Genomic DNA, 14,716 nt, shown 5'->3' with positions numbered 1-14,716 from the left:
GCATGGACACCGATAATGTAATGCGTTTGGTCTACCTCAGCGTGCTGGGCACAGCCGTTGTGTTCTGGTTCCTGGCGCAGAACCGCCAATCGCTGAACAAAACCCTGCAGCAGGTCATGGCCTGGGTGTTTATCTTCGTGGGTGTCGTGGCCGTGGTTGGCCTGTGGGAGGATATCCGCACAACGGTCGGCCCTGCTCCGCAGATGACGGTGACTGGTGAGTCGATCGAGGTGCCCCGATCAGCCGACGGGCATTACTATCTGCCGGTTCAGGTGAACGGAGAACCGATCACTTTTCTGGTCGATACCGGTGCCAGCCAAATTGTTCTCAGCGACAAAGACGCCAGACGCGCGGGGATCGACCCGAACCAGCTGAACTACTTTGGCCGTGCCCTGACCGCCAATGGAGAGGTTCGGACCGCTCCGGTACGGCTGGACACGCTGACGGTGGGGCCAATCACCGACCAGAATGTCTCGGCCTGGATCAACGAAGGTGAGTTGCACAAGTCGCTTCTGGGCATGGACTACCTGCATCGGTTTTCGAACATCCAGTTCATCGATGGACGTATGATCCTGTCGCGCTAGGCATGTGTAGCGCTTGAGAACAAAATGAGAACATGATATGAGTTGCTCATGTCTGTTCAACTTCTTAGTCAAAAGCCCGCGCGCGCCGCGCCGGGGGTTACGCTACAGGATGGGATCACCCTGCAACTGGGGCGCGTGCATGAAGGCTGCGGCCCCGCGCGGCGCAGCTTTGCCATGTGGCTGGCCGGTCAGATGCAGGGGCCGGTCCTATGGATTTCCCCTGCGTGGGAGCCCGGTCAGTTGAGCCCAGACGGGATGATGCCCTTTGCCGATCCCGCCCGGTTCATCTTTGTCCGTCCCACCCGCGCCGAAGACCTGTTGTGGTGCATGGAGGAAGCGCTGCGCAGCGGGGCCATCCCGCTGATCGTTGGTGATCTGCCCGGCGCGCCGGGGCTGACGCCCGTACGCCGGATGCATCTGGCCGCCGAACAGGGCGGCACCATGGGGCGGGCCCCGCTGGGCCTGCTGCTAACGCCCGGAGACGGAGGTGCGCAAGGGATCGAGACCCGCTGGCACATGGCCGCCGCGCATCAGGGCGAGGCGCGCCGCTGGATCCTGACCCGCCGCCGCGCCCGCGCTCTGCCTCCGGTCAGTTGGACGGCCACGCAGATCAAACCGCGCGCCGGATTACAGCTTGAAAAGATCGCCGCCGTGGACTGAGCGCAGCAGATCACGCATTTTTTTGTTGGCCCAAGGGGTCGCGCGCCCTAGCGTCCGTTCATGAGAGATTTGACCCGACGTACCGTTCTTGCGGGGCTGGCGGCCCTACCCTTCGCCCAAACACTGCATGCAGCGCTCAGCCCCTATGCCCTGTCGGAAAGCGATACGAAGGTTGGTTTCAGCTTCGATCTGTCCGGCGTCGCGCAAAGCGGTACCATGCCGATCCGGACAGCGGATGTTCAGGTGGATACAACCCGCCTGCAGAACAGCCGGGTTCAGGTGGCATTGGACGTGAGCAAAGCCAAAACCCGCCTGCCCTTTGCGCGCGCGCCCATGCTCAGTCCCAGTGTACTGGACGCCGAAAGCCATCCGACCATCACCTTCGTCTCAACCGAGATCGAGCTTGGGCAGGATGGACGCATCTCGGACGGGGCCCGTATCACCGGGGACCTGACAGTTCGGGGTGTGACGCGTCCGATCACTTTGGAAGCCAGCCTCTACCGGCCACAGGGAACAGCGGCGGGTGATCTGGATCGCCTGTCGATCAGCCTGAAGGGAGCGCTGAACCGGCACGACTTTGGAGCCTCTGGCTATCCTGATCTGGTGAATGACACCGTCACACTGGACATTCGCGCCGAAATCAGCCGCCTCTGACCAAAGGCGAAAGTTCAAAAACGACTCCTTGACGTCGAATAGCTGCGCGCATTGTCTGAAAGCCTCGCCAAGGTGGACCCATCATGCGCACGATCATTTCCTTTGCCGCCCTATTCCTTTCTGTCATTCTGTTGCAACTGTCGACCGGCGGCGTTGGGCCGCTTGATGCCATTTCCGGCATCACGCTGAACTTCACGACCGAACAAATCGGTCTGTTGGGCTCGGCGCATTTCATCGGTTTCTTTGTCGGCTGCTGGTGGGCTCCGCGTCTGATGGGCAGCGTCGGGCATTCCCGCGCCTTTGCCGTCTGCACCGCACTGGGCGCGATGGGCCTGATTGGCCATACACTGACCGAAAACCCCTATGTCTGGGCGTTCCTGAGGATCGCGTCTGGCACCTGTGTCGCAGGGTGTTACACGGTGATCGAGGCCTGGTTGAACGCGAAAGTCACCAATGAAACTCGCGGGCGCGCCATGGGCACCTATCGAATCGCCGATATGGGTGCATCGCTGTGCGCGCAGTTGATCATCGCAGTGCTGCCGCCCGCCTCTTACGTCTCGTACAATCTGCTGGCGATCCTGTGCTGCGCCTCTTTGCTGCCGCTGACCCTGACACGCGCCAGCCAGCCTGCAACCCCGGACGCGCCGCGCCTGCGCCCCAAACTGGCCTGGCGCAGCTCTCCTTTGGCGGTTGCCGGAGTGATCGTTGCAGCGCTCAGCTCTGCCTCATTCCGCATGGTCGGCCCCGTCTACGGGCAAGAGGTCGGGCTGGGCATAGATCAGATCGCCTTCTTCCTCGCCTCATTTGTTCTGGGTGGCGCGATGGCGCAGTACCCGATGGGATGGCTTGCGGATAAATACGACAGGCGCTGGGTGCTGATCTGGCTGTCCGCCGCTGCAGTGCTGAGTTGTGGAATAACCATGATGGCCAGCAACACAGGAACGCTCGGGGTCATGCTGGCGGCGTGGGTGTTCGGCTTCACCACCTTCCCGATCTTCTCGGTCTCCTCGGCCCATGCCAACGACTTTGCCACCACTGAACAACGGGTCGAGCTGTCTGCAGCCCTGATGTTCTGGTACGCGCTGGGCGCGATTGCCTCGCCCTACGTCTCATCCACGCTGATAGAGAAATTCGGCCCGGGTGCGCTGTTTGCCTTTGTCGCTGTTGGTCATTTGGGTCTGATCGCCTTCGGTCTGGCCCGGATGCGTTCTCGCCCCACCCCAGAGGAGCGAACGAACTATGTCTATGCCCCCAGAACATCCTTCACGATTGGGCGTTTGTTGAAACGCTCGCGCGAGGAATAGAGGCAGCGACGAGACACCCTTGGTGCTATGGTTCTACGGATTGGAGATCTGTTCTATCGGACAGTCCGACCAGCACGAAACGGTCAAGGAATCTGTCCCGCAGAACAAGAACGTCCGTGCCTTGCTCAAGCGTGTCCCGGTCCTGCAACGGCTCTGCCTTCACGTAATGCGCATTGCCGAACCGATCCATGACACGCACCTCAGCCGGTCGTCCGCGCGACGCAGAGCCTTGGGTCACTACCCCCCTGCGCCGTGCCAGCTCCCGTTCAGGCATTCCGTCCGTTTTGGTTTTTGTCAACAAACGAGTAAAAACCGGGCCGAAACCGCGCGCAAACCAAAGGCTAAAAATACCCGCCGGGATGGTGGCCAACCCAACAGGCCAATCAGAGCCCAACAGATCCTCGACGATCAGTTGAACGCCAATCCCAGACATCGCAAAACCGGCCAACAAGACCACCAGCCAGATCATGACCGGCACATCGCCAATCCCCAACCGCGTCAGAGTTCCTGTTGCAGAGGCCGCCGGAGCCTCGGCCTCAATCTCGGCCAGTTCCAACGCACTCAGATCAATGCCAGCTTCGATATCGAGATCGAAATCCGCAACACTCAGACCGGGGGCCTTTAGTTCGACCAGACCTTCGCTTGCCAGAAGACTTCCACCAAAAAGCGCGGCGATGACCTCGCCCCCCAACAGGCCAAACAGCAGCGCAAGCGCCATAGTAAAGGGCGTGAATGCGCTTTGGAGAAGAAAATCGAACATAAAGAAATACCATGAAATCGAAGTTCTTTCGCCTGAAAAGGGCGCAGAACGTCGTGCAACAATAAATCAAAAGGCCGAAATTAAATTGGCCACCAAAAGGGTATCGCGCGCCCTTGCCCGAATACAATCGACAATTTGGTCGTGGGGCCTTTTTTCACCGCAACCATGGTTTTCGTGCCATCCATGACAAACCCGGTCTTTTGCTGACCGGTTACATAAGGTAGACGGGCGCGCAGACAGTTACGTGGACACGCAAAATGGCTCGGATTCTCATCACTTCGGCGATCCCCTACATCAACGGGATCAAGCACCTCGGCAACCTGATCGGCTCGCAATTGCCTGCCGACCTGTACGCACGTTACCAGCGTGGCCGGGGAAACGAGGTCATGTTCCTCTGCGCCACCGACGAACACGGCACCCCGGCCGAGCTGGCCGCGGCCAAGGCGAGCAAGCCCGTCGCCGAGTATTGCGCCGATATGTATGCCGTGCAGGCCGATATCGCCAAACGCTTTGGCCTGAGCTTCGATCACTTTGGTCGTTCCTCCAGTGAACAGAACCGCCACCTGACGCAGCACTTCGCTGGCAAGTTGGATGAGGCCGGTCTGATCCGTGAGGTCAGTGAAAAACAGGTCTACTCGAATGCCGATGGCCGGTTCCTGCCTGACCGCTATATCGAGGGCACCTGCCCCAATTGCGGCTACGACCGCGCGCGGGGTGACCAGTGCGAGAACTGCACCAAGCAATTGGACCCGACGGACCTGATCGAACCTCGCAGCGCCATCAGCGGCTCGACCGATCTGGAAGTGCGCGAGACCAAGCACCTGTATCTGCGCCAATCAGCGATGAAGGATCAGCTGGATGCGTGGATCGACAGCAAGACTGACTGGCCGATCCTGACCACCTCGATTGCCAAGAAGTGGCTGCATGACGGCGACGGCCTGCAGGATCGCGGCATCACCCGCGATCTGGACTGGGGTGTTCCGGTTAAGAAAGGCGATCAGGACTGGCCGGGGATGGAGGGCAAAGTCTTCTACGTCTGGTTCGACGCACCGATCGAATACATCGCCTGCGCTAAGGAATGGGCCGACGCCAATGGCAAGACGGATGCAGATTGGGAACGCTGGTGGCGCACGGACAAGGGCGCGGAAGACGTGCGTTACGTGCAGTTCATGGGCAAGGACAACGTCCCCTTCCACACGCTCAGCTTCCCGGCCACCATTCTGGGTTCGGGCGAGCCGTGGAAGATGGTCGACCACCTGAAATCATTCAACTACCTGAACTATGACGGCGGCCAGTTCTCGACCTCTCAGGGCCGCGGCGTCTTCATGGATCAGGCTCTGGCCATTCTGCCCGCCGACTACTGGCGCTGGTGGCTGCTGAGCCATGCGCCGGAAAGCAGCGACAGTGAGTTCACCTGGGAGAATTTCCAGCAATCGGTGAACAAAGACCTTGCCGACGTACTGGGCAACTTCGTCAGCCGGATCACCAAGTTCTGCCGCTCGAAATTCGGCGAAGCTGTGCCGGAAGGCGGTACATTTGGCGCGCGCGAACAAGAACTGATCGCCGACATCACCCGCCGCGTCCGCGCATACGAAGGCCACATGGAGGCCATGGAAGTCCGCAAATCCGCGCAAGAGCTTCGGGCGATCTGGGTGGCTGGTAACGAATACCTGCAATCCGCAGCCCCGTGGTCGACCTTCAAGGAAGCCCCCGAGCAAGCGGCAGCACAGGTGCGCCTTGGCCTCAACCTGATCCGCCTCTATGCGGTTCTGAGCGCGCCCTTTATTCCCGACGCTTCAGCCAAGATGCTGAGTGCAATGAATACGCTGGATACAAGCTGGCCCGAAGATGTCGAGGCCGCGCTGAACGCCCTGCCCGCAGGTCATGCGTTCTCGGTACCTGATGTCTTGTTCGCCAAGATCGCCGACGAGGACCGTGAAGAGTGGCAGGAGAAATTTGCGGGTACGCGCGACTGACACAAGCTGCATGAAGTTCTGAAACGGGGGCCTCGACGGCCCCCGTTCTTTTGGGCCCTTTAAACAGCACGCACCCCGTAAACCGGTCTGGTTGCACGGGATTTTCGCAACCCACCAACCACTCCACCCCTTCAATCACCTTGAGATATGTTTGCAAAACGGCCATCCTGCCCTCAAGTTCTGCCGACTCGTCGCTTTTTAAGGCTGCGTATAGGCTCAGTTTTTTGAAATGTATGAGGCTTTTGACATGTCCGTCGCTCTGAAGCAGCCCCGCAACCGGTCTCGTGGTGCTGTCACCGCACTTTGCCGCCCTCTGGTCATTTTGTCATGCATCGGTTTTGGTTATCCGGCACTTGCGCAGGATGAAAGTGAAGCGCCGGCCGCAAAAGTGTCAATCGCCGCAGCCTACACAGAAGAGATCACAGATGAGGCAAGCTTTATCGGCCGTGCAGAAGCCATCAATAAGGTCGACATCGTCGCGCGCGTCAGCGGATTTCTTGATAGTCAGGAGGTCGAAGATGGCGCCCTGGTGACCGAGGGCGATCTGCTGTTCAAGATCGAACCAGACCTCTATCAAGCAACGCTTGAGGCGCGGAAAGCAGATCTTGACCGCGCCGAAGCTAATTTGGAGCTGGCCAAGGTCGATCTGGCGCGGAAAGAGGAACTCTTCCGGCGCGATGCTACGCCAGAGTCGGAACGCGACATCGCACGCGCCAATGAACTTGTCGCTGAGGCCGAGGTCAAAGCCGCAAACGCCGCCATTCAACAGGCGGAACTGGACCTGAGCTATACAGAGATCCACGCACCCTTTACCGGTCGCCTAGGCCGGGTCACCACCAGCGTAGGTGATGTGGTTGGCCCCACGAACCCACCGCTGGTCAACTTGGTCAGCGAAGCGCCGATATATGTAAACTTTTCCTTGAATGAGAAACAGTTTACCTCGGTTCTTCAACAGGTTGGTGAAAGTGCTGCCTCTCTGGCGGAAAGCAACAAAAGCCCCAATGTGCATGTCATTCTGCCGAACGGAACCGAATTGGACGAAACCGGTGAGATCGTCTTTGTCGACAACCGTATCGACCCGCTGACCGGCGCCATTACGGTGCGGGCCGAGTTTGACAACGCAGATCGCCTGATCATCGACGGCGCCTTTGTGAATGTGCAGATCGAAGCGTTGGAGCCGACCCTGCAGGTCCTGATCCCTCAGGCCGCATTACAGCGTGACCAGCGCGGCGAGTTCGTACTGGTCGTCAATGACCAACAGATGGTCGAGCAGCGCTATATCACGACCGGCGACTCCGTGGGCACGGCCATAATCGTCTCGGAAGGTCTGCGCGAAGGCGAAAGTGTGATTGTCGAGGGCCTGCAACGCGTGCGCCCCGGCGTGGCGGTGGACGCGGTTGTCGCGTCCGAGCAGCCGGGAGAATAAGGCATGTTCTCAGCCCTGTTCATCAGCCGGCCCAAGCTGGCGCTTGTCATTTCTCTCGTCCTGACGATCATGGGCAGTATCGGCTATATGGTTCTGCCGGTCGCCCAGTTCCCGGACATTACACCTCCGGTGGTCAGCGTTTCGACCACCTATACCGGCGCCAATGCCGAGACCGTGGAAAACACCGTCGCCGCGCCGATCGAGGCGCAGGTCAATGGTGTGGACGACATGATCTACATGACGTCGACCTCTTCCGACAACGGCTCCTATTCGCTGAACATTACCTTTGAGGTCGGCACCGACCCGGATATCGCCTCGGTCAACGTACAGAACCGCGTGGCGCAGGCTATGTCGTCGTTGCCGTCCGAAGTGACATCCTCCGGCGTGGTGACGCAGAAGGCATCGACCAACATGCTCTTGCTGGTCACGCTGACCTCGCCCAACGGCACATATGACAGCGTGTTTCTGTCCAACTATGCCTCGATCAACCTGAAAGACGCTTTGGCGAGGGTTCAGGGTGTGGGTAAAGCGGATGTTCTGACCAATCTGGAATACGCCATGCGGATCTGGATGGATCCCGACCAGATGGCCGCTCTGTCGATCACGCCCGGCGATGTGATCAATGCCATTCGCGAACAGAATATCGAGGTCTCTGCGGGCTCCATCGGTGCGCCTCCGGTGCCTGAGGGGCAGACATTTCAGTACACGATCAAAACAAAAGGTCGTCTGACATCGGCAGACGAATTTGGCGACATCGTAATTCGAACGGGTGATGCCGGTTCCATTGTGCGCGTACGTGACATTGGACGCGTTGAATTGGGCGCCGAGTACTATGCGGCGTCCGGCTATTTCGATGCGGTGCCCGCTACTGTGATCGGCATTTATCAGGCCCCCGGCGCCAACGCGCTTGCCGTGTCCGAGCGGGTGCAGGCGGAGCTTGATCGCCTCTCCCGGTCCTTCCCCACAGACGTGGAATACAGTGTCCCCTTCAACACCACCGACTTCGTCGAAGCCTCGCTAAACGATGTGGTCTCGACCCTGATCCTGACGTTCATTCTGGTGATCTCGGTCGTGTTCGTTTTCCTGGGCAGTTGGCGAGCGACGATCATTCCAGCGGTGGCGATCCCGGTCTCGTTGATCGGGACATTCGCCTTCCTACTGGCCTTCGGAATGTCACTGAACACGATTTCGCTTTTCGCCTTGGTTCTGGCCATCGGGATCGTGGTGGATGACGCCATCGTGGTTGTAGAAAACGTCGAGCGGATTATTGCGGATGAGGGGCTGCCCCCAGCCGAAGCGACCCGCAAGGCGATGGGCCAGATCACCGGTCCTGTCATCGCAACAACGTTGGTTTTGCTGGCCGTGTTCGTACCCGTGACCTTCATGCCCGGCATCTCGGGCAGGCTCTATTCGCAGTTTGCCGTGACCATTTCGACGGCGGTTGTGATCTCATCCATCAACGCTCTGACCCTGTCGCCTGCCCTGTGTGGTTTGGTTCTACGCGCACGCTCCGGCCCGCCCAAAGGGCTGCTGGCGCTGTTCGAAGGCCTGATCGGGACCGTCCGAAACGGCTATGTCGCCATCGTGCGTAAACTGCTGATCCTGCCGATTGTCGCGCTGGGTGTGATTGTCGCCTTGGGGATGGGAACCGGGACGATCATGTCCAACACCTCCAGCGGGTTTATCCCACTTGAGGACAATGGCTATCTGTTCGTCGATATCCAGCTGCCCGATGCGGCAACGCTGGAACGGACCGAGACGATCTCGGCCCGTGTGGACGAACAGATCCGTGAAATTCCGGGCGTTGCCAGCACCGTTCTGATCAACGGCTTCTCGCTGCTGAACGGCACCACGACCAACGGCGCGGCGATTTTCGTCAACCTCGAAAACTGGGCCGACCGGCAGGAAGAAGACCTGAGCGCCGACGCCATCCTCGCCAAGGTGCTTGCGATTGCGAACGGTGAATCCGCTGCCTCGATCGTTGCCTTCAACCCGCCGCCCATTCAGGGCCTAGGCATGTCGGCCGGTGTCGAGATGGAGGTGCAGCAGACTGGTGGTGGCACGCCTCAGGATCTAGCATCGGCTGTTGGCTCATTCGTTTACGCGGCGAACCAGCGGCCCGAGATCGGCCAGTCCTACACTACCTTCCGAGCAAACGTTCCGCAGCTTTTTGTTGATCTGGATCGGGAAAAGGCCAAAACCCTGCAGGTCTCGGTCGCCGAGATTTTCCAGACGATGCAGGCGCAGTTGGGGTCTTACTACGTGAACGACTTCAACCTGTTCGGTCGTGTCTACCGTGTCATGATTCAGGCTGATGGCACCTATCGCGACAATGTCGAGGATATCTCGAACCTTTATGTTCGCTCGCAACAGGGTGAGATGGTTCCGCTGGGCACTTTGATTGACGTGGAAAACGTGTTGGGGCCGGTCTTGCTGAAGCGGCACAACCTGTTCCGTTCGGCAACGGTGACAGCTGTGCCTGCCCCGGGCCTGTCCACGGGTGACGCGATCAACGTCATGACCGAGGAATCCGCAACCGCCCTGCCCCCCGGCTACGCGTTCGAATGGACCGGGACGGCCCAGCAGCAGCTGGCCTCGGGCGGGTTGGTCATCGTGATCCTTGGGCTGGCGATCCTGTTTGGCTACTTATTCTTGGTGGGCCAATATGAAAGCTGGACCTTGCCAGTGTCGATCCTGCTGTCGGTGATTGTCGCCCTGTTCGGTGCGGTCGCGGCCGTGGCGATCGTAGGTAGTGACATCAACCTCTATACGCAGATCGGGATGATCATGCTGGTGGGGCTTGCCTCAAAGAACGGCATTCTGATTGTCGAGTTCGCGATGGAGCAACGCGCCAAAGGCCTGTCGATCAAGGACGCCGCAGCCGAGGCCGCCTATCAGCGCTTCCGGGCCGTGATGATGACGGCGCTGTCCTTCCTGCTGGGGGTTGTCCCGCTGTTGGCCGCCAATGGCGCGGGGGCGGCGAGCCAGAAGGCCATTGGTGTTGCCGTGTTCGGCGGCATGTTGGCCGCCACACTGGTCGGCGTGATCCTTGTACCTGTCCTTTACGCCTTGATGCAGGGGCTGCGGGAATGGATCAAGGGCAGCAAGAATGATCCCGGCCCGTCAGAGGAAACCGCCTAAGAAAAAGCCCCGCCAAATCGGCGGGGCTTTTTGTTTTCAAGCTGCGTCGTCATTTTTCAACCGCTCTGACATCCACTGGTCAATGCGCGCGATCTGGTCGGCACTCAACCGCAGCCCCAGCTTGTTGCGACGCCAGACCACATCCTCGGCCCTGCGGGCGTATTCCTTGTCCATCAGCCATTCGAGTTCTCGCGCGGTGAGGGTTGCGCCGAAATCTTCACCCAAATCAGCAGCGTCTTGTGCTTCCCCCAACACGGCACGCGCCTCTGTCCCGTATGCGCGGATCAGACGAGCCGCCCATTTTTCAGTGAGGAACGGATAGTCCTGTATCAACGCCTGCTTAAGGTCCTGCACGCCATCTACGGGAAAGTCTCCACCTGGCAAAGACACGCCCGCTGTCCAGGGTCCGGGCAGGTTTGGGAAATGCTCGGCGACTTTCTCAAGCGCGCTTTCCGCCAGGCGACGGTAGGTCGTGATTTTCCCTCCGAACACGTTCAAAACAGGCGCCCCGCCCTGCGCATCGACCTTCAAGGTATAGTCCCGCGTCGCCGCCGTCGCGCTGCTGGCTCCATCATCATAGAGCGGCCGTACGCCGGAATAGGTCCAGACGATATCGTCCTGCGTCACCGGTTTCTTGAAATACTTGGTTGCGAACTCGCATAGGTATTTCTGCTCGGCCTCGGTGCAGACCGGAGGGTCCGACGGGTCCGAATGGTCCTGATCCGTCGTTCCGATCAGGGTAAAATCCTGCTCATAAGGAATGGCAAAAATGATACGGCCATCTTCGCCTTGGAAGAAGTAACACTTGTCGTGATCGTAGAGCTTCTTTGTCACGATATGACTACCGCGCACCAGACGAACCCCCTCGCGCGAGTTCACTCGGATCTTGGTTTGGATAATGTCCCCGACCCACGGGCCGCCTGCATTGATCAGCATTCTCGCCCGGATCACTTGGCTTTCCCCAGTCGCCCTGTCGCGGATGGTGACATGCCACAACTCGTCGACGCGTTCAGCCGAGACAACTTCGGTCCGAACCATGATCCGCGCACCACGGGATTCGGCGTCACGCGCATTGAGCACCACCAGCCGCGCATCTTCGATCCAGCAGTCCGAGTATTCATAGGCTGTTTCGAACTTGCCCTGCAAAGGACCACCTTCCGGAGCGCTGCGCAGATCAAGCGATTGCGTTCCCGGCAAAATTTTACGCCCGCCGAGGTTGTCGTACATGAACAGACCCAGACGGATCAGCCACGCGGGGCGACGCCCGCGCATCCAAGGCATGACGGTGCTGAGCAGCTTCGATGTAGGCGTCTCAGAATCAAAGCGCATGTCCTTGTGATAGGGCAGCACAAAGCGCATCGGCCAACTGATATGAGGCATGGCGCGCAACAGCGTCTCGCGCTCGATCAGCGCCTCGCGCACCAAGCGGATCTCAAAATACTCCAGATAGCGCAGACCACCATGAAACAGTTTGGTCGAGGCTGATGACGTTGCCGATGCGAGATCATTCATCTCGGCCAAGGTGACAGACAGACCCCGGCCTGCCGCATCCCGCGCGATGCCGCATCCGTTGATCCCACCGCCGATGATGAACAGGTCGCTGATCTGATCGTCCTTCGCTTGCATGGCTTGTGATTCCCTATCCAATCTGGTTGCGCGCATTAATCAGAACTACATTCGTGTAATCAATGTTTATGTTCGTTTATTTTCGTTTTGCAACACAACTATGAAAATTCTGCATGGCCGCTTGCTTATTTTGGCCAAAAGAAGAAAAACGAAAGCACATCATCTGAATGGGATCCCACATGTCGCTCTCTTTCCGCCAATCCGACATTCTTGAGATCGCCAGCACCGAGGGCCGCGTTACGGTTGATGTTCTGGCCGAGCGGTTTGGCGTGACGGTCCAGACTATCCGCCGGGACTTGTCCGAGCTGGCCGATGCCGGCAAGCTGGACCGCGTCCATGGCGGGGCTGTCCTGCGCTCCGGCGTCTCCAACATCGGGTATGAGGACCGCCGTACCCTGAATGCAGACGCAAAGACCCGAATGGCGAAGGCCTGCGCCAATGACATTCCGGACGGCGCGTCGGTCTTCATGAATATCGGCACCTCAACCGAGGCTGTGGCGCGGCATATGCTGAACCACAAAGACCTTATGGTGGTTACGAACAATACGAATGTCGCCAATATTCTCGCCGAAAACCCCGATTGTGAGATTGTTGTGGCTGGTGGTGTCCTGCGCCGCTCGGACGGAGGGCTGGTGGGCAATCTTACCGTCTCGACCATCCGTCAGTTCAAGTTCGACTATGCGGTGATCGGCTGTTCCGCGCTGGACCCCGATGGTGATCTGCTGGATTTCGACTTTCAGGAAGTCCATGTCAGCCAGACGATCATCGCGCAGGCCCGGCGCACTCTACTGGTGGCCGATCACTCAAAATTCCAGCGACTTGCCCCTGCCCGCATCACCTCGCTGGCCGAGATTGATGGCTTCTACACCGATCAGCCGCTTACCTCCGACCTCGCGGCGAAATGTGCAGGATGGGGCACAGGGCTGATCGTCTGTCCTGCCTGATCCACCCCTCCTCGGGTTCGGAAACGTCAGGTCCTAACACAAAGTCATTGACGAGACAGGGGCCTACGTCTGAGGATGAGACAACCTTCCCAACAGGAGGCATCGAGCATGGGACTTTTGGGGCAGCCGCTAGGCTACTACGACTATCTGACATTCGCGGCATTGATCCTGCTTCTGGCAGCGGTGATGGCGCTGTTTCTTTTCCTTATGGGGCTGCCCGGACGGATCGCGATCAAGCGTAATCATCCACATGCCGAAGCCGTCAAGATCATGGGATGGATGGGTTTTTTGGCCGTTGTCCCGTGGGTTCATGCTTTTATGTGGGCGTTCCACGATGGTGTTACGGTCGACATGCGCCGCGGTCCGGACGAGGAGAAAGACGCCATCCGCAAGGATATCGAACGCCTCGGTGGTACGGTTAAAGAAGAATACCAGGCTGCGCCCGACGAGACACAGAAAAGCTAAGGCCAAAGGAAACACTCAGACATGTTCGTCGCCCTCGGCATTACGCTGTTCTACATCATTTTCGTCTGGTTCATCTTCTTCAAGATGGAGTGGCTCAAGTTCAACATTGCCTGGGGGATTGTGTCCTTCTGGGTAGGGGCGCATTTGCTGCTGATCTTCCTCGTCGCGCTGCGTTTCTTTCAGCCCTTCTCGGTCGACAGCCATGTGGTGCGGTCCACGATTCAAATCGTGCCAAAATTGACGCAGCCGACGATTCTGACCGAAGTCTTAGTCGAGCCGAACACGCAAATCACAAAGGGCGACCCGCTCTATCGTTTTGACGATACCGTGTTTTCGCTGGCCGTCGACAATGCCAAGGCGCAACTGGTCGCCGCAGAGCAGAATGCCAAAATTCTGGAACAGGATGTTGTGGCCTCGACCGAAGCTGTGGAGCGTGCCAACGCGCAGCTTGCCTATGCGCTCACCCAGCAGGCCCGGTATGAGAACCTCGTCCCCGCAGGCGGGGCGCGTCAGGATGAGCTGGATCGCTGGAACGAACAGGTGGCCGAGGATACAGCCTCGGTCAAACAGGCGGAAGCCAATCTTGAGAAAGCAAAGCTGGCGCAGGCGTCACAGATTGACGGCGTAAACACGGGCATCCTCCAAGCACAGGCGCAGCTGTCCGAGGCCCAGTATTTTCTGGATAACACCACGATCTATGCCCCGGAAAACGGCATGATCGTCTCACAACAGGCCCGTCCGGGTTTAGTGGTGGGTGACATTCGTTTGGGAGCGATAGCCAGTTTCGTCACCGAAGACAGCCCCTATCTTTTGGCAACCTTCCGCCAGCAGAACCTGAAATTTGTTGAAGTAGGCCAAGAGGTTGAAGTCGCCTTGGACCTCTATCCCGGTGAAATCCTAACCGGCAAGGTCGAAGCGATCTGGTGGGCCACCCGTCAGGGTCAGTACCTGCCCTCAGGCCGCCTGCCCGGTTTTGAGCTGCCCAAGCTACCCGGTCGAATTGCTGTACAGATCACCGTCGATCTGCCTGAAGAGCACATCCTGCCCGCTGGCGGTCATGCCGCCGTGGCGATCTACACCGGTCAGGGCAAAAGCTTTGAGTTTCTGCGGCGCATCAACATCCGCCTGTATTCCTTCGCCAATTTCATTCGACCGCTGGACATTTGAGGACGCGTA

12 protein-coding genes are annotated in these 14,716 nt (G+C 58.8%); 10 read left to right on the top strand and 2 right to left on the bottom strand.

Going from position 1 to position 14,716, the window contains the following annotated elements:
• Positions 1-2 precede the first annotated feature (2 nt).
• The 4 genes from ACR0C3_RS03925 (at position 3) to ACR0C3_RS03910 (ending at position 3,202) form a co-directional block, all read left to right on the top strand.
• Entirely contained in the window at positions 3-584 is a 582-nt protein-coding gene (locus ACR0C3_RS03925; protein WP_480757244.1) for a retropepsin-like aspartic protease family protein, read from the top strand.
• Between the two features lie 48 nt (positions 585-632).
• Complete coding sequence (locus ACR0C3_RS03920) at positions 633-1,244, top strand: ImuA family protein (RefSeq protein ID WP_480524412.1); 612 nt, start codon at positions 633-635, stop codon at positions 1,242-1,244.
• A 60-nt stretch (positions 1,245-1,304) separates the two neighbouring features.
• A complete protein-coding gene (locus ACR0C3_RS03915; RefSeq protein ID WP_480757243.1) occupies positions 1,305-1,898 on the top strand; it encodes a YceI family protein in 594 nt (197 codons plus the stop codon).
• 83 nt (positions 1,899-1,981) lie between these two features.
• Positions 1,982-3,202, top strand: a complete 1,221-nt coding sequence (locus ACR0C3_RS03910) for an MFS transporter (RefSeq protein WP_170469785.1) — start codon at positions 1,982-1,984, stop codon at positions 3,200-3,202.
• A gap of 25 nt (positions 3,203-3,227) precedes the next feature.
• On the opposite strand, the gene ACR0C3_RS03905 is transcribed toward ACR0C3_RS03910, so the two are convergent.
• A complete protein-coding gene (locus ACR0C3_RS03905) occupies positions 3,228-3,962 on the bottom strand; it encodes an OB-fold-containig protein (RefSeq protein WP_170642094.1) in 735 nt (244 codons plus the stop codon).
• A 257-nt stretch (positions 3,963-4,219) separates the two neighbouring features.
• On the opposite strand from ACR0C3_RS03905, the gene metG reads away from it, so the two are divergent.
• The 3 genes from metG (at position 4,220) to ACR0C3_RS03890 (ending at position 10,505) form a co-directional block, all read left to right on the top strand.
• A complete protein-coding gene (gene metG, locus ACR0C3_RS03900) occupies positions 4,220-5,938 on the top strand; it encodes a methionine--tRNA ligase (protein WP_480757241.1) in 1,719 nt (572 codons plus the stop codon).
• A 247-nt stretch (positions 5,939-6,185) separates the two neighbouring features.
• Positions 6,186-7,364 (top strand): efflux RND transporter periplasmic adaptor subunit, encoded by a 1,179-nt coding sequence (locus ACR0C3_RS03895; RefSeq protein ID WP_170665283.1) that lies wholly within the window; start codon positions 6,186-6,188, stop codon positions 7,362-7,364.
• A 3-nt stretch (positions 7,365-7,367) separates the two neighbouring features.
• A complete protein-coding gene (locus ACR0C3_RS03890) occupies positions 7,368-10,505 on the top strand; it encodes an efflux RND transporter permease subunit (RefSeq protein ID WP_480757239.1) in 3,138 nt (1,045 codons plus the stop codon).
• A gap of 36 nt (positions 10,506-10,541) precedes the next feature.
• On the opposite strand, the gene glpD is transcribed toward ACR0C3_RS03890, so the two are convergent.
• Positions 10,542-12,131, bottom strand: coding sequence for a glycerol-3-phosphate dehydrogenase (glpD, locus tag ACR0C3_RS03885; RefSeq protein WP_480757237.1), 1,590 nt, complete (start codon positions 12,129-12,131; stop codon positions 10,542-10,544).
• Positions 12,132-12,310: 179 nt separating this feature from the next.
• On the opposite strand from glpD, the gene ACR0C3_RS03880 reads away from it, so the two are divergent.
• The 3 genes from ACR0C3_RS03880 to ACR0C3_RS03870 all read left to right on the top strand — a co-directional run bounded on the left by ACR0C3_RS03880 (position 12,311) and on the right by ACR0C3_RS03870 (position 14,707).
• Entirely contained in the window at positions 12,311-13,075 is a 765-nt protein-coding gene (locus ACR0C3_RS03880) for a DeoR/GlpR family DNA-binding transcription regulator (RefSeq protein ID WP_480757316.1), read from the top strand.
• A gap of 108 nt (positions 13,076-13,183) precedes the next feature.
• A complete protein-coding gene (locus tag ACR0C3_RS03875) occupies positions 13,184-13,540 on the top strand; it encodes a DUF3302 domain-containing protein (protein WP_480757235.1) in 357 nt (118 codons plus the stop codon).
• A gap of 21 nt (positions 13,541-13,561) precedes the next feature.
• The gene (locus ACR0C3_RS03870) at positions 13,562-14,707 is read left to right on the top strand and encodes an HlyD family secretion protein (protein WP_170469809.1); all 1,146 of its coding nucleotides are present in this window, start codon (positions 13,562-13,564) and stop codon (positions 14,705-14,707) included.
• The last annotated feature ends 9 nt before the right edge of the window (positions 14,708-14,716 follow it).

The sequence above is a fragment of the Ruegeria sp. CK3 genome, from assembly GCF_056536565.1.
This window is presented reverse-complemented; position numbering and strand designations above follow the sequence as displayed.